At 64.1% G+C, this 14,099-nt stretch carries 14 protein-coding genes; 1 reads left to right on the plus strand and 13 read right to left on the minus strand.

Annotation, left to right across the window (positions count from 1 at the left end; genetic code table 11):
• Positions 1–26: 26 nt before the first annotated feature.
• From C7449_RS13075 to C7449_RS13090, 4 genes are read right to left on the minus strand one after another with little or no spacing between them, the layout of a single operon-like run.
• Positions 27–947, minus strand: coding sequence for an ABC transporter permease (locus C7449_RS13075; RefSeq protein ID WP_108003258.1), 921 nt, complete (start codon positions 945–947; stop codon positions 27–29).
• Positions 947–1,846 (minus strand): ABC transporter permease, encoded by a 900-nt coding sequence (locus C7449_RS13080; protein WP_108003259.1) that lies wholly within the window; start codon positions 1,844–1,846, stop codon positions 947–949. Before C7449_RS13080 ends, C7449_RS13075 begins: the two co-directional genes overlap by 1 nt.
• Complete coding sequence (locus tag C7449_RS13085; RefSeq protein ID WP_108003260.1) at positions 1,821–2,432, minus strand: ANTAR domain-containing response regulator; 612 nt, start codon at positions 2,430–2,432, stop codon at positions 1,821–1,823. Before C7449_RS13085 ends, C7449_RS13080 begins: the two co-directional genes overlap by 26 nt.
• Entirely contained in the window at positions 2,429–3,493 is a 1,065-nt protein-coding gene (locus C7449_RS13090) for a transporter substrate-binding protein (RefSeq protein ID WP_245414385.1), read from the minus strand. The genes C7449_RS13085 and C7449_RS13090 overlap by 4 nt, the downstream gene beginning before the upstream one ends.
• Before the next feature lie 549 nt (positions 3,494–4,042).
• Here C7449_RS13090 and C7449_RS13095 point away from each other — a divergent pair.
• A complete protein-coding gene (locus tag C7449_RS13095; RefSeq protein ID WP_108003262.1) occupies positions 4,043–6,364 on the plus strand; it encodes a methyl-accepting chemotaxis protein in 2,322 nt (773 codons plus the stop codon).
• A 160-nt stretch (positions 6,365–6,524) separates the two neighbouring features.
• Here the strand turns inward: C7449_RS13095 and gndA are convergent, their stop codons facing one another.
• From gndA to C7449_RS13140, 9 genes are all read right to left on the minus strand, one after another.
• Positions 6,525–7,940 (minus strand): NADP-dependent phosphogluconate dehydrogenase, encoded by a 1,416-nt coding sequence (gene gndA / locus C7449_RS13100; protein WP_108003263.1) that lies wholly within the window; start codon positions 7,938–7,940, stop codon positions 6,525–6,527.
• Between the two features lie 57 nt (positions 7,941–7,997).
• Positions 7,998–8,546 (minus strand): gluconokinase, encoded by a 549-nt coding sequence (locus C7449_RS13105; RefSeq protein WP_245414386.1) that lies wholly within the window; start codon positions 8,544–8,546, stop codon positions 7,998–8,000.
• Between the two features lie 50 nt (positions 8,547–8,596).
• Positions 8,597–8,920, minus strand: coding sequence for an EthD domain-containing protein (locus C7449_RS13110; RefSeq protein WP_108003264.1), 324 nt, complete (start codon positions 8,918–8,920; stop codon positions 8,597–8,599).
• A 74-nt stretch (positions 8,921–8,994) separates the two neighbouring features.
• The gene (locus C7449_RS13115) at positions 8,995–9,900 is read right to left on the minus strand and encodes a 2-hydroxyacid dehydrogenase (RefSeq protein WP_108003638.1); all 906 of its coding nucleotides are present in this window, start codon (positions 9,898–9,900) and stop codon (positions 8,995–8,997) included.
• A 64-nt stretch (positions 9,901–9,964) separates the two neighbouring features.
• Positions 9,965–10,738 carry an amino acid ABC transporter ATP-binding protein gene (locus C7449_RS13120; RefSeq protein ID WP_108003265.1) on the minus strand — a complete coding sequence of 258 codons (774 nt, stop codon included), beginning with the start codon at positions 10,736–10,738 and terminating at the stop codon, positions 9,965–9,967.
• 21 nt (positions 10,739–10,759) lie between these two features.
• Positions 10,760–11,563, minus strand: a complete 804-nt coding sequence (locus tag C7449_RS13125) for a transporter substrate-binding domain-containing protein (protein ID WP_108003266.1) — start codon at positions 11,561–11,563, stop codon at positions 10,760–10,762.
• 51 nt (positions 11,564–11,614) lie between these two features.
• The gene (locus C7449_RS13130) at positions 11,615–12,277 is read right to left on the minus strand and encodes an amino acid ABC transporter permease (protein ID WP_108003267.1); all 663 of its coding nucleotides are present in this window, start codon (positions 12,275–12,277) and stop codon (positions 11,615–11,617) included.
• A gap of 10 nt (positions 12,278–12,287) precedes the next feature.
• Entirely contained in the window at positions 12,288–12,956 is a 669-nt protein-coding gene (locus tag C7449_RS13135; protein ID WP_108003268.1) for an amino acid ABC transporter permease, read from the minus strand.
• A 107-nt stretch (positions 12,957–13,063) separates the two neighbouring features.
• Complete coding sequence (locus tag C7449_RS13140; RefSeq protein WP_108003269.1) at positions 13,064–14,095, minus strand: LacI family DNA-binding transcriptional regulator; 1,032 nt, start codon at positions 14,093–14,095, stop codon at positions 13,064–13,066.
• Positions 14,096–14,099: the final 4 nt, after the last annotated feature.

Consider the following 14,099-nt stretch of genomic DNA (forward strand, 5'->3'; position numbering starts at 1 on the left):
ATTAGTCCCTCCAGTTGGTTGATGGTTCAGCGCAGCTTGATGCGCGGATCGATGAGCGGCGAGATCAGGTCGGCGATGAGGTTGCCGATGACGATGCCGAAGGCGGAGACGAGCGTGACGCCCATGATGATCGGGATATCGACGCGCTGGATCGCCTGCCAGGCCAGCTGGCCGATGCCGGGCCAGCCGAACACGCTCTCGACGACGACGATGCCGGACATGAACAGGCCGATGTCGATGCCGATCATGGCGATGATCGGCAGGATGGCGTTCGGCAGCGCATGGCCGAGGATGACCTTGCTGCGGCCGAGGCCCTTGGCGCGCGCGGTGCGGATGAAGTCGGCGCGCAGCACGTCGATCATCGAGGAGCGCATGATGCGCGAATACCAGCCCGAACCGAGGATGCCGAGCGTCAGCGCCGGCAGCACCAGATGCGCAAACGTGCCGTAGCCGCCGATCGGAAACCAGCCGAGCTTCACGGCGAAGACGAACAGCAGCAGCAGGGCGACGACGAACTGCGGCGCGGAAACGGTCAGGAAGCTCGTCAGCATCAGGCTGTTGTCGACCGCCTTGCCGCGGTTGAGGGCCGCGACGATGCCGAGCGGCAGGCCGATCAGCAGTTCACAGCCAATGGCCGCGACGAGCAGGAGAAGCGTCGCCGGCAGGCGGGATGCGATGAGCTCGGCCACCTCCGTCTTCTGCAGGTAGGAGCGGCCGAAGTCACCCTGGACAAGGTTGAGCAGGTAGTTCGCGTACTGGACGAAGAACGGCTGGTCGAGACCGAGCTGCTGGCGGATGCTTTCGACCGTCGCCGCGGTGGCGGAACGACCGGCGATCTGCCGCACCGGGTCGGCCGGCAGCACGTAGAGCAGCACGAAGGTGATGAACGAGACGCCGAGCAGGATCAGCGCCGACTGGACGAGGCGTCTAAGGATATAGGCAGCCATCAGTCACGCCCCTGTTGTGTCGGATCGAGAATGTCGCGCAGCGCGTCGCCCACGAGGTTGAAGGCGAGCGCGAGCAGTAGGATCGCTGCGCCCGGAATGAAGACGAGCCAAGGTGCGGACTGGAAGTAGGTCTGGTTTTCGAAAATGATGTTGCCCCACGACGGGATCGGCGGCTGAACGCCGATGCCGAGGAACGACAGCGTCGCCTCGAGCAGGACGGTCGTCGAAATGCCGAGCGTGCCCCAGACGATCAGCGTCGGGATCAGATGCGGCAGGATGTGCATGAACAGGATGCGACCGTGGCCGGCGCCGAGCGTCTTCTCCGCAGCGATGTAGTCGCGTTCGGCGAGGGACGAGGTCTGGGTGAAGATCACGCGAGCCGTCTGCACCCAGTTGACGAAGGCGATGACCATCGCGACGATCCACAGCGACGGCGAAAAGATCGCGGCCAGGCAGATCGCAAGAAGAAGCGCCGGAAATGCCATCATCAGGTCGGTGAAGCGCATCAGCACCGCGCCGACCACGCCGCGGAAATAGCCCGCGGTCACGCCGACGATCGTGCCGATCAGAAGGGCTGCGCCATTGGCGACCAGGCCGATCACCAGCGAGGTCTGGGCACCGTAGAGGATGCGCGAGAAGAGATCGCGGCCCAGAAGATCCGTGCCGAACCAGAACGTCGCGTTCGGCGGCAGCGGCGCGCCCTCGATCGTCAGGCCGTCGAAGAACTGCTCGTAGGGGTCCAGCGGCGCGATCCACCGGGCGAAGACGGCCCCGCCGACGCAGATGAGGATGATCAGCAGGCCCAGCAGGGCGAGCTTGCGCTGCGCAAGCCTGCGCAGCACGGAAGGCCCGTTCTCCGGCGCGACCAGTGGTTCAGGCGAGATCGATGCGTCTGCCATCGTCGGTGCCCCTCTCGTTCGAATGGTTCGCAACCAGCCGCTCCGCGGCGGTTTCGATCGTCACGCGCCAGGCCATGGCGGTCTGGCGCAACAGGTCATAGGCTTCGGCTTCCGTCTTGCCCTTCATCACGAAGATCATGACGGCGCGCACGATGGTCTGCCGGGCCGACAGGCGGTTCTGCAGGTCGGCGATCAGCGCCTCGGATGCATTGGCGCGGTCGAAATTGCTGCGCGCGACGAGCAGCGCGGCATAAACGCCCTTGTCGCTCATCGGCTTGAGGATCTGGGCGTGCGCACCCATCTCCATCGCCCACTTGAGCCGGCCGGGCGCCTCCGACCCGATCAGCGCGATCATCGGCATCGGCGACTGGCCCGGCGCCCAGGGAAACTGTTCATCGTGCCCCATGTCTGCGTCGTAGAAGATGAAGTCCGCCCCGATCGCCTCGGCCGGAAGCTCCGGCCAGGCCTCGCGGACCTCGAGCCCGATCACGCCGAGCTGGCGGATGAGCCCCTGTACGGAGGGGTGCGGTCGATGCAGGATCCAGGCTACCGCGCCACCAAGGTTTTCGGTCCTGATGCGCGTCATGAAACCACCTTCAGCATCGAGCCGCCATGAGAGGTTTGCGAACGGTGCGTGAGATAGGGGTCGGCGCGCAGTGCCGGCAACCGCTTGATCTCGTGAAACCGGCCGCTCTCGAGCCGGGCAATGATGGCGGGCTGACGCGCGTGGAGATGGGCAGGGTCGAGCCGCGGCGCGTGGCCGGCGCGCATCGCCGCGTTGAGCACCTCCGCAAGGGCAAGCCCCTCCGCCCCCGGACGACCGTGGAGCAGCAAAGCCAGCTCATGCACGGATTGCCGCGCCATCTCGTGGAACGACCCGCCGGTGCCGCCGTCCGGCTCGAACCAGGGGCCGGCCGAGATCAGCCCCTCCGCCGCGTCGCCGGCAGCGCCGATCTCGCATTCGGTGAAGTTGCACGACAGGACGGTCAGGCGATGGGCGAATTCAGGTGCCCGCTTCAGCTCGGAAAGCCGTGCCAGGAACGCGTAGGAGCTGTCTCCGATCAGCGAGTTCAGGATGAAGTCGGGCTTCAGTGCCCGGATGTCCTCGATGATGTGATCGAGGTCGGTGTCGCCGATCGCAAGGTAGCGATCGCCGAGTACCTGGCCGTCGGCCGCCGCGACCCGCTCGCGGGCGATCTGCGCCATCTCCCAGCCCCAGATATAGTTCGAGCCGACCAGATAGGTGCGGGCGCCAAGCGTCGGAAGCGCCCAGTCGAGGAGCGGCAGCAGGTGCTGGTTGGGGCAGGAGTGCATGTAGGCGACGCGCTCGGATGCCTCGAAACCCTCATAGGGCACCGGATACCAGAGAATTCCGTCGAAGCGCTCGAGCTCGGGGATGACCTCCTTTCGGCTGGCGGAGGTGATGCAGCCGAAGATGTGGCGCGCCTCGGACACTTGCAGGATCTCGCGGCAGAGCGGCGCATAGCGATCAAGCCGCCCTTCCGGGTCGCGCTCGATGACGCGGAACGAAACGTCGAGGCGCGGATCGGCGTTCACTTCCCTCACGCCCTGCAGCACGCCCTCGCGGGATGCGCGAGACAGCGCGGCATACATGCCACTGCCTGACAGCAGAACTCCTATGTCCACGACCCGCTTCATCGGTGCCCCAAATGCAAAAAAACCCCGCGCCGGCGCGCCGAAAAGCGCGGTCGGAACGGGGCTCAAATGCCAAATATTTAATTTAGCTTAGCGGCTGGGCCCGCAGATTGGAAGCTAAATTGCGGCACAACCCCGCTAAAATCAACAACTGTGTCCCGCGCGCCTCTGGCTGCGCAACATTTGTGCATCGGCTGGATTTTTCCGCGGATAGTTCCCACGGAAGGGCTGCGACGCCACTGCTGATTGAGCGCCAAACTGGCACGTTCCCGCAAAGGATGAATTCGAAGTGATTCGTCAGCATTATATTAATCATTATCGCTTTTCATCCAGGTGCCTCCCAAGCAGGCTGCACGCACCGGTCTCTCGAGTGCGATCCACGGCAGCGCCGTCTATGTCTTGTAGATAAAGGGGGCTGGGTCAAAGGCCTGGTCTTGTTGCCGCACTGAGGCGGCCACTGCCGAGCTGCGATTCAATACGTCGCGGCATGACGCCACCACGACCATATTCTGTCTATTTCATCTATTTACGGGGCCTACCATGCTTTTCAAGTCGACCACGGGTCGAAACATTTTTGCCGTTGCTGCGTGCGGCGTCGTTGCCACAATCTCCGTGTCGGCGTTCCTCTTCTTCCGCTCCTACGAGGACGTCAAAGCGAGCAGCCTGGAGCGTATGCGCGAGATTGCGAAGGCGCAGGCGTTGGTCGTCGAAAAGGAAATTGGCGGGACCGTTCACATCGTCAACGGGCTGGCCTCCTTTCTGGAAACGGCAAAAGAGAACAGCGATGCTGACCGAACCAGGATCGACCACGTCCTTAGTGACATGCTGAAGAACAATCACAACGTGCTTGCGTTGTGGACCGGCTGGGAGCCGAACGCATTCGATGGCAGGGACGGTGACTTTGCAGGTGCGACCGGCCACGACCAGACGGGTCGCTACGTGCCGTACTTCGTGCGTGGCGAAGATGGGAAAATTCTTCATACTTCGCTGACCGGCTACGCGACCGCCGGTGAGGGTGACTTCTATCAGTTGCCCATGAAGCAGCAGAAGACCGTTGTCATCGAGCCATATCCCTATGCCATTGGCGGGCAGGAGGTCCTGATCACCTCGATTGCCATGCCGATCATTATCGACGGCAAGCCCATGGGTGTCGCCGGCCTTGATCTTTCGCTGCGAGAGACGAGCGAGGCACTGGCGGCTCTCCGCCCGATGGAAACGGGCCATTTGAGCCTCGTCACCGGTTTGGGCAAGATTATCGGGCATCCTGATCAGGGCCTGATCGGAAAGAGCCTGTCTGAAGGTGGTGCGCAGACGACCGGCTGGGACGAGTTGGTTGCCAATCCGGGCGTCGAGCGGGAGATAACCGCACAGGATGGCACCGTCCACATAGCCATTGCCTCGCCCGTGGCGCTGACCCCCGACATGAAATGGTATGCGATCGTGTCCGTGCCGAAGAGCACGGTTCTCGCACAATTGGACGCGATGATGCGTGACGCCGCGCTGATCATCCTGATGGCCGCCGTCGTGCTCGCCCTGGCCGGCTGGCTCATCGCTCGTCGATTCATTGGTCGCATCTCAAACATCATCGGCGAGACGGCGCAGATCGCGCAGGGCAATCTTCAGCTCACGTTGAAGGACAGCCAGGCCAATGACGAGATCGGCGACCTCGCGCGCTCTCTTGAAGTCCTGCTCGAGAACAACCGGTCGAAGGCCCGCCTGGAAGAGGAAGCGGAAGCCAACCGAAGCCTTTCCGAGAAGGAGCGGATCGCCCGCCAGGAACAGGAGGCAAGGGACGCCGCGGCTGTGAAGTTCGCCGTCGACAATCTTGCGGTGGGGCTTTCAAAGCTGTCGGACGGCGATGTGTCCTACCGGATCGAACAGCCCTTCACCGAAGCGCTCGACACCGTGCGCCGGGACTTCAACAACTCGGCCGAGAAGCTGGAATTGACCCTCACGCAAGTTTCCGACAACGCACGGAACATCAATGCGGGCGTGAATGAGATCCGTTCGGCTGCCGATGACCTGGCCAAGCGCACCGAGCAGCAAGCCGCCGCCGTCGAGGAAACCGCTGCCGCTCTTGAGGAAATCACCGCCACGGTGAAGAACTCGACCGTGCGCGCGCAGGAAGCGGGGCAACTTGTCGCCCGGACTCGCTCCGGAGCGGAGAAATCCGGTGAAGTGGTCCGTCGTGCTGTCGCGGCGATGGAACAGATCGAAAAGTCGTCCGTGGAGATCAACAACATCATCGGCGTTATTGATGAGATCGCCTTCCAGACCAACCTGCTGGCGCTCAACGCCGGCGTGGAAGCCGCCCGCGCCGGTGACGCCGGCAAGGGCTTCGCTGTCGTAGCGCAGGAAGTGCGCGAACTTGCCCAGCGTTCAGCAACGGCAGCCCGCGAGATCAAGGAGTTGATCGGCACCTCGAGCACTCAGGTGCGGGAAGGCGTGCATCTTGTCGATGACACGGGCCGAGCGCTCGAGACCATCGTCGCGGAGGTGCAGGAGATCAACCGGCACGTCAACGGCATCGTAGAAGCTGCACAGGAACAGTCGTCCGGTCTCCAGCAGATCAACACTGCCGTCAATCAGATGGACCAGGACACGCAGAAGAACGCGGCGATGGTGGAAGAGACCACGGCGTCCACCCACGGCCTGGCGCAGGAAGTGGGTGCGCTCAATCAGCTTCTGGCACAATTCAAGTTGTCCGGCAGCGTGCGGCAGGCACCGAACCCTGTTCGCGCGGCAACGGGCAGGGAGGCATTCGTGGCGTCTCCGGTTCGGGCCCTCGGCCGCAAGATTGCCAGCGCCTTCTCCGGCAATGCCGCCGTCGATACCTCCCAAGAGCGTTGGGAGGAGTTCTGAGTAGCGAACGCAACGTTTGAATGGCTCGTCCGCCCCGAGGCGGGCGGACGAGTGCTATCAGGGCCTAACGCCAAGGCGGAGCCAGCCCGGCTTCGAAACCTTGCTTCACACAGCCGCTAGGTTCGACAACGCGGCCTGGTCTCGACGGCAGGACGCAGGGTCACGATCCCCATGGGCCGTGATGCTGGTCGACGCCGTCGATACGGTCGAAGCCGTGGGCGCCGAAGAAGTCGCGCTGGGCCTGGATGAGGTTCGCCGTGCCGCGGCCGCGGCGGTAGGCGTCGAAATAGGCAAGCGCCGAGGACAGGGCGGGAACCGGCAGGCCGGAGAGCGCCGCATGCGAGACGACGCGGCGCAGCGCCCCGTCCGCGTCCTTCACCATCTGCGAGAAGGCCGGGGTGACGATGAGGTTTGCCGCCTGCGGATCTGCGGTGAAGGCGGAGGTGATCTCGTCGAGGAACTGCGAACGGATGATGCAGCCCGCCCGCCAGATGCGGGCGATCGTCGGCATCGGCAGGTTCCAGTTGTAGTGCGCCGACGCTGCGGCCATCACCGCAAAGCCTTGCGCATAGGCGCCGATCTTGGCGGCGAGCAGCGCGCTTTCGAGATCGTCGATGAAGGCCGCCTTGTCTGTCGGGAGTTCGACGGGGGTCGGCAAGCCGAAGATCGTTTCCGCCGCCTCGCGCTCGGCCTTCTGCGACGACAGGATGCGGCCGGCAACGGCGGCTTCGATCGCGGTGGCGGCAACGCCCAGGTTCTGGGCCTCGATCACCGACCACTTGCCGGTGCCCTTCTGGCCGGCCGCATCGACGATCATGTCGACCATCGGCTTGCCAGACACCGGATCGGTGGCCTTGAGGACTTTTTCGGTGATCTCGGTCAGATAGGAATTGAGCCGGCCGCCGTTCCACCTGCCGAACACCTCGCCGATCTCGGCAGCATCCATGCGGAGGCCGTCGCGCAGGATGCCGTAGATCTCGGCGATCATCTGCATGTCGGCATATTCGATGCCGTTGTGGATGGTCTTGACGAAGTGGCCGGCGCCGTTCTCGCCGAGCCAGGCGACGCAGGGCTCGCCATTGAACCGGGCGGAAATCGAGGTCAGGACCGTCTCGACCCGCTTCCAGCTTTCCTCGGTGCCGCCGACCATGATGGAGGGGCCGTGGCGGGCGCCTTCCTCGCCGCCGGACACGCCCATGCCGATGAAGGTCAGGCCGCTGTCCTTCAGATTGTCGAAGCGGCGTATCGTGTCGTGGAAATTGGCGTTGCCGGCGTCGATCATGATGTCGCCGGCCGAAAGATAGGGCTTCAGCAGTTCCATCTGCTGGTCGACCGGTTCGCCTGCCTTGATCATGATGATGATCGGCCGCGGCGGACGGATGGCGGCGACGAATGCCTCCAGGGTCTCGCAGGGGACGATCCGGTCCTGCAGGGCCCCGGCTTCAGCGTGGAAGTTCCGCGTCGCTTCCGGCGACCGGTTGAAGACGGCAATCCTGTTGCCCTTTTCAGCGATATTGAGCGCCAGGTTGGAGCCCATGACGCCAAGGCCGATAAGCCCGATTTCTGCCTGTTCCACTTTACACACCTCCGTTCGGTTCGACGTGTCCGGCACCAGAACGTGCCTGCGAAAAAGTTACGCCCCCCGACCGGCGCGAGCTGCGAGCGCCGCCTGTGCGGCGGCGACGATCCGTTCGAGGGGCTGATCGATGTCGACGGTGACCACGTCGCTCTCCCCGACAGGCGGCTCGAGCGTCGCCAGCTGGCTGTCGAGAAGCGACGAGGGCATGAAGTGGCCCTTGCGACCGCTCAGCCGCGACGCCAGCAGGTCGCGCGAGCCGTGCAGGAAGACAAAGGTCAGCGGCTGGCCTGCGCAAGCCCGCAGGTGCTGCCGGTAGGCGCGCTTCAACGCCGAGCACGACAGGACGACGTCGCCAGGACAAGCGAGTTCCCGGCCCAGCGCATCCAGCCAGGGCAGGCGGTCGGCATCGTCGAGGGGCACGCCCAGCCGCATCTTTTCGACATTGGCGGGGGGATGGAGGGCATCGCCTTCGACGAAGCGGCAGTTGATGTGGTCCGCAAGCCGAGCTCCGACCGACGACTTTCCGCAGCCCGAAACCCCCATCACGACGATCGGCCCGAAACCGCCGGCTTCAGGGCCACCCCGTCTTTCAGCCGTCGACATGAAGCCTATTCCCTGGCGATCCTGCGCCGCCGTTGTCGTGCCCGGCACCCTCAGGCCTGGGCAAGCTCAAAGACGTGATGGTGGATATGGCCGTCGAACATTGCCAGCAGGCCCTTCGTCACTTCCCGGCTTTCGTAGCGCACAGGGGAGTCCAAGGCGCGCGCCAGTGCCTCGCGGTCGTCATAGGCGGTCGAAAGCACCATCGCGATAGCCGGAGCGCCTTCGTCGCGCTCCACGGAATGGAGAACCCGCACCTCGCGGACGCCGGGAAAGGCCAGCCACAGGGGCATCAGCTTCTCGGCGATATAGCTCTTGAACGCGTCTTCCTGGCCGGCATGGATGGTGCCCTCGAACAGGGCTTGGCGGATGATCATTGACCGGGCTCCGTTTGTTTTATGATCAGATGCAATCGCTGGCGCACGGTCGCTTCAGACGCGCCCGGAGTTGCTCAGTTGACGGTCGTCGGCGGCTTTTCGCCGGCGAAATGGGCGGCGATGTTGGCGAGCACCAGTTCGCCCATGGCAATCCGCGTCTCGACCGTGGCGCTTGCCTGGTGGGGCATCAGCACCGTGTTGGGAGCGGTGAAGAATTCTTCGCGGATCTTCGGCTCGTTGACGAAGACATCGAGGCCGGCGCCGGCAATCGTGCCGTCGTTGAGGGCGGCCAGCAGCGCATCCTCGTCGACCACGGAGCCGCGGGCGATGTTGACCAGGACGCCGGTTTGCCCGAGCGCCTTGAGGATGCCGGCATTGACGATGTTCTCGGTGGCGGCGGTCGCGGCGATCGCGAGCACCAGGATGTCGCTGTCTTCGGCCAGCGCCAGCGGCGAGGCGCAGGATTTCCAGGCGACGTCGGTGATCGGCGAGCGGTTCCAGTAGCGGACATCCATGCCGAAGGCTTCGGCGCGGCGGCCGAAGGCCTTGCCGATCTGGCCGAGGCCGAGAATGCCGACGCGCTTGCCCTTGGGGCTGTGGCCGAGCGGGAACGGGTCCGTGCCCCATTTGCCGTCGCGGACGAAGCTGTCCCCCTTGACGACATGGCGGAGCACGGCGAGCAAAAGCGCGATGCCGAGATCGGCGACGTCGTCGGTCAGGACGCCGGGCGTGGTCGTGACGTCGATATTGCGGCTGCGGGCGAGTTTCAGGTCGACCTTGTCGGTGCCGACGCCGTTGATGGCGATGACGCCGAGCGACGGCAGCTTTTCCATCCACTCGCTCGAAAGGCCGGTGCCGCCGCCGGTCGCGACGGCGCGGATGTTCGGCAGCGCCTGCTCCAGCGCCGCCCTTGAGGCCGGATCATACAGCCGGTGAACCGTGTAGGCCGCATCGAGCCTGTCCTCGATCAGCTTCATCATCGGTTCGACGAGCAAAATATCAGGCTTCACGTTTTTACTCCGAGTTCGTCGAATGGATGCGGCGTCAGGAAATCTGGCCGATGAAATTCTTGAGGCGCTCGTTCTTCGGATTGCCGAAGAATTCGTCCGGAGAGCCCATTTCCAGGATCTCGCCGCGGTCCATGAAGATCACCCGGTCGGCGACCTGGCGGGCGAAGCCCATCTCGTGGGTGACGCACAGCATCGTCATGCCTTCGCCGGCGAGGTCGATCATGGTGTCGAGCACTTCCTTGACCATTTCCGGGTCGAGCGCCGAGGTCGGCTCGTCGAACAGCATGATCTTGGGGTTCATGCAAAGCGCGCGGGCGATGGCGACGCGCTGCTGCTGGCCGCCGGAAAGCTGGGCCGGGTATTTGTCCGCCTGTTCGGGAATGCGCACCCGCTCCAGGTACTTGCGGGCGGTGGCTTCCGCCTCGGCCTTGGAAATGCCGCGCACCTTCGTCGGTGCCAGCGTGCAGTTCTCAAGCACGGTCATGTGCGGGAAGAGGTTGAACGACTGGAAGACCATACCGGTCTCCTGCCGCACGATGTCGACATTCTTGCCGCCGGCGGTGAGATCATGGCCATCGACGACGATCCGGCCCTTCTGGATCGTCTCCAACTGGTTGATGCAGCGGATCAGCGTCGACTTGCCGGAACCGGAGGGGCCGCAGATGACGATCCGCTCCCCCCGCTTGACCGAAAGCTCAATGTCGGTGAGTGCATGGAAGTCGCCATACCACTTGTTGACGCCCTCCATTTGCACAGCAAGATCGGAAGCTCCCCGCACGTCCGTTGCGTTTGCCTTTACCTCAGTCATGCGAGGAACTCCCTTCTACACTTACTTTTCTGCGGTCGCCACGAAGTCGGGCAGCGGAGCGCCGAGCCACTTCTCGTGGATCTTGTTGAGTTCGCCGTCGGCCTTGACCTTGTCGATGAAGGCGTTGACGGCCGTCAGCAGTTCGGTCGAACCCTTGCGAACGGCGATGCCCTGGACCTGCTGGCTGAGCTCCAGCTTCTGGGCGAAGCGGCCCGGAGCGGCCTTGTCGATCTGGGCGGCGACGACGTTGGAAACGCCGATCAGTTCCACCTGACCCGACAGCAGAGCCTGGACGGCGCTGGCGTCGTCATCGAAGCGCTGGATCTTGGCATCGGCAGGCGCGACCTTGGTGACGGCGGTATCCTGCGTCGAGGCGCGCGCCACGCCGATCGCCTTGCCGGAAAGGTCTTCCGGCTTGGAGACGGCAGCGTCGGTCGCGCCGAAAACGCCGATCGAGATGCCGGCATAGGGCTGCGAGAAGTCGACGCTCTTGGCACGCTCCTCGGTGATGCCGAGCGAGGCGACGAGCAGGTCGACCTGGTTGCTCTGCAAGTAGGGGATGCGGTTCGGGCCGGTGACCGGCACGATCTGAACCTCGACGCCCCATTCCTTGCCGATCAGCTTGGCGACGTCGGCGTCGTAGCCATCCGGCTCGTTGTTGGCGTTGATGATGCCGAACGGCGGGAAGTCGACAAGCATGCCGATCTTCACCTTGCCCGCGGCCTTGATGTCTTCGACGGTCTGGGCGGCGGCCGCCGTGGCCATTGCGCCCATCATCAGGCCGGCGCCGATCGCCGCCATCATCATGCGTCTGGAAATGTTCATGTTCCTACCCTTTCACTTGTGCCGGGCTAGCCCCCTCCGGCGCGGGTCCCGTCAACGTGTCGTTGCCCGGGAGAATTTCAGTTCCATGCGGCGCGCCAGAAGGGAGAGGGGCCAGCACAGAGCGAAGTAGACCGCCGCCACCGTCGAGAAGACCAGGAATGGGCTGAAGGTGGCGTTGTTGATGATCTGCCCCTGGCGGGTCAGCTCGGTGAAGCCGATGATCGCCGCAAGCGAGGTTCCCTTGATGAGCTGCACGAGGAAGCCGACGGTTGGCGCGACCGCGATCTTGGCGGCCTGCGGCAGGATCACGTAGCGCATGCGGTTGAAGTAGCGCAGGCCGAGTGCCGTCGCCGCCTCCCGCTGGCCGGACGGCACCGCCTCGATGCAGCCGCGCCAGATCTCGCCGAGAAACGCGCTGGCATGCAGCGTAAACGCAAGCGCCGCCGCGATCCAGGGATTGATGCCGAAGCCCAGGATGTTGAGCCCGAAGAACACCAGGAAGAGCTGCATCAGCAGCGGCGTGCCCTGGAAGATGCGGATGAAGCCGGTCGCAATGAGACGCGGCCATTTCGTGTCCGAGACGCGCGCAAGCGCAATGAACAGGCCACCGATGCCGCCGCTGGCAAAGGCGATCACAGAGAGTGCGATCGTCCACCGCGCAGCAATGACGATGATCCAGAATTCGTCCCAGCCGAAAGGTCTGATAAGAGGCATCAGCGGCTCCTTAGCGGCTCAGCGGATATTTGAAGGCGGCCTTCTCGATCATGGCGAAGATCGTCGAGAAGCCCACGGACATGACGAGATAGATCAGCGTGACGACGATATAGACCTCGAAGCTCGCGAAGGTCGCCGACTGCAGATTGTTGCCGGCGGCGGCGAGGTCGTCGGCGGAGATCGCCGAGACGACGCTGGACGTCAGCATCAGATAGATGAACTGGCTGGTGAGCGCCGGATAGACCGTGCGCAGTGCCGGCTTCATGATGATGTAGCGGAAGATCTGCAATCTGGAGAGGCCGAGCGCCGTGCCCGCCTCGACCTGGCCCTTGTGGATGGATTCGATGCCGGCGCGGATGATCTCGGTCCCGTAGGCGCCGAAGTTGACGACGAGCGCGAGCAGGGCGGCGCTGTTCGGCGTCAGCCGCAGGCCGAGCGACGGCAGGCCGAAGAAGATGAAGAAGATCTGCACCAGGAAGGGCGTGTTGCGGATGATCTCGATATAGGCGTCGATCACCCAGCGAAGCGGCGTGATTCCGGACGTCTTGCCCCAGGCGCAAAAGACCGAAACGATCAGGCCGAGGAGCATCGCGGCACAGGAGAGCTGAATGGTCAGCCAGGCGCCGATCAGAAGCTGGTCGAGGCCAGCAATCACAGGCGCAAAGTTGAACTCGTACATGCCGGGATCACCCCCAATTACCGAGAGGGACGCCGCGCCTCCCCGCGTCCTTTGAAACTTAGATCGATCTAAAATTTTTATCCGGGGGCGTCAACCGCAATTCTCGGTCAATTTTTCCGGTCGGGCCGGCCGCAGGACTGGCGGATGTGCAGGATCGTGTCGCTCACCACGTGGCGCGCCGGCAGGTCCGGGTCGGCGATGCGGTCGACGAGAAGCCGTGCCGCCATCTCGCCGATCGCCACGGGACCGGTTGCAACCGACGTGAGTTTTGGCCGGATCGCCTCGGCATCGGCCACGTCGTCGAAACCGACCAGGGAGATGTCGCGGCCGATCGTCAGGCCGCAGTCGTGGAGCCCCGCCGAGAGACCCAGCGCCACGATATGATTGAAGCAGATGACCGCGGTCGGCCTTTTCGGCTGATCGAAGAGAAGGTGGGTCGCCTCGGCGATGTCGCCGAGTTGCGCCGGGAAGCGGATGATCATGCCGGGTTCGAGCGCCCGCGAGCGCATGGCGTCGTGGAAGCCGTCGACGCGTTCCTGATAGGCCGAGTGGATTGGGCCATGGACGGCAAAGGCGATCGTCTCGTGACCGAGCGAGGCGAGATAGTCGACCGCCTGGCGCATGCCGGCGGCGTAGTCGACGCCGACATAGTCGAGGTCGCGGGAAATATGGCGCAGGACCTGCACGACCGGCATGCCCCAGTCGGCTATCTGGTCGGAGAGGGCTTGCTCGGTGCAGGCGGCCGGGCAGAGAATGACCCCGTCGACCCCGTGCTCACGCATCCGCCGCAGCAGCATCTCCTGCCGCTCGACCTCGTCGCCGCTGTTTGCCAGGATGACGACCTTGCCGGTTGCCCCGATGGCTCCCTCTATGCCCGACAGGAGTTCCGCAAAGAACGGGTTGGTGAGATTGGGGACGATGGCGCCGATGATCTGGCTGCGCTCGACGCGCAGGCGCGCCGCGCCGATATTGTAGACGTAGCCGAGATCCCGCATGGCGTTTTCGACCCGGATGCGCGTCTCGCTTCCGACCAGCGGGCTCTTGCGGAGAACGAGAGACGCAGTCGCCCGCGAGACATTGGCATGGCGCGCGACATCGAGGAGCGTGACGCGGGATTTTCTTCGTTCTTCCAGGGACATTGAA

It is taken from the genome of Mycoplana dimorpha (assembly GCF_003046475.1).
In the GTDB taxonomy this organism is placed as follows: Bacteria; Pseudomonadota; Alphaproteobacteria; order Rhizobiales; family Rhizobiaceae; genus Mycoplana; species Mycoplana dimorpha.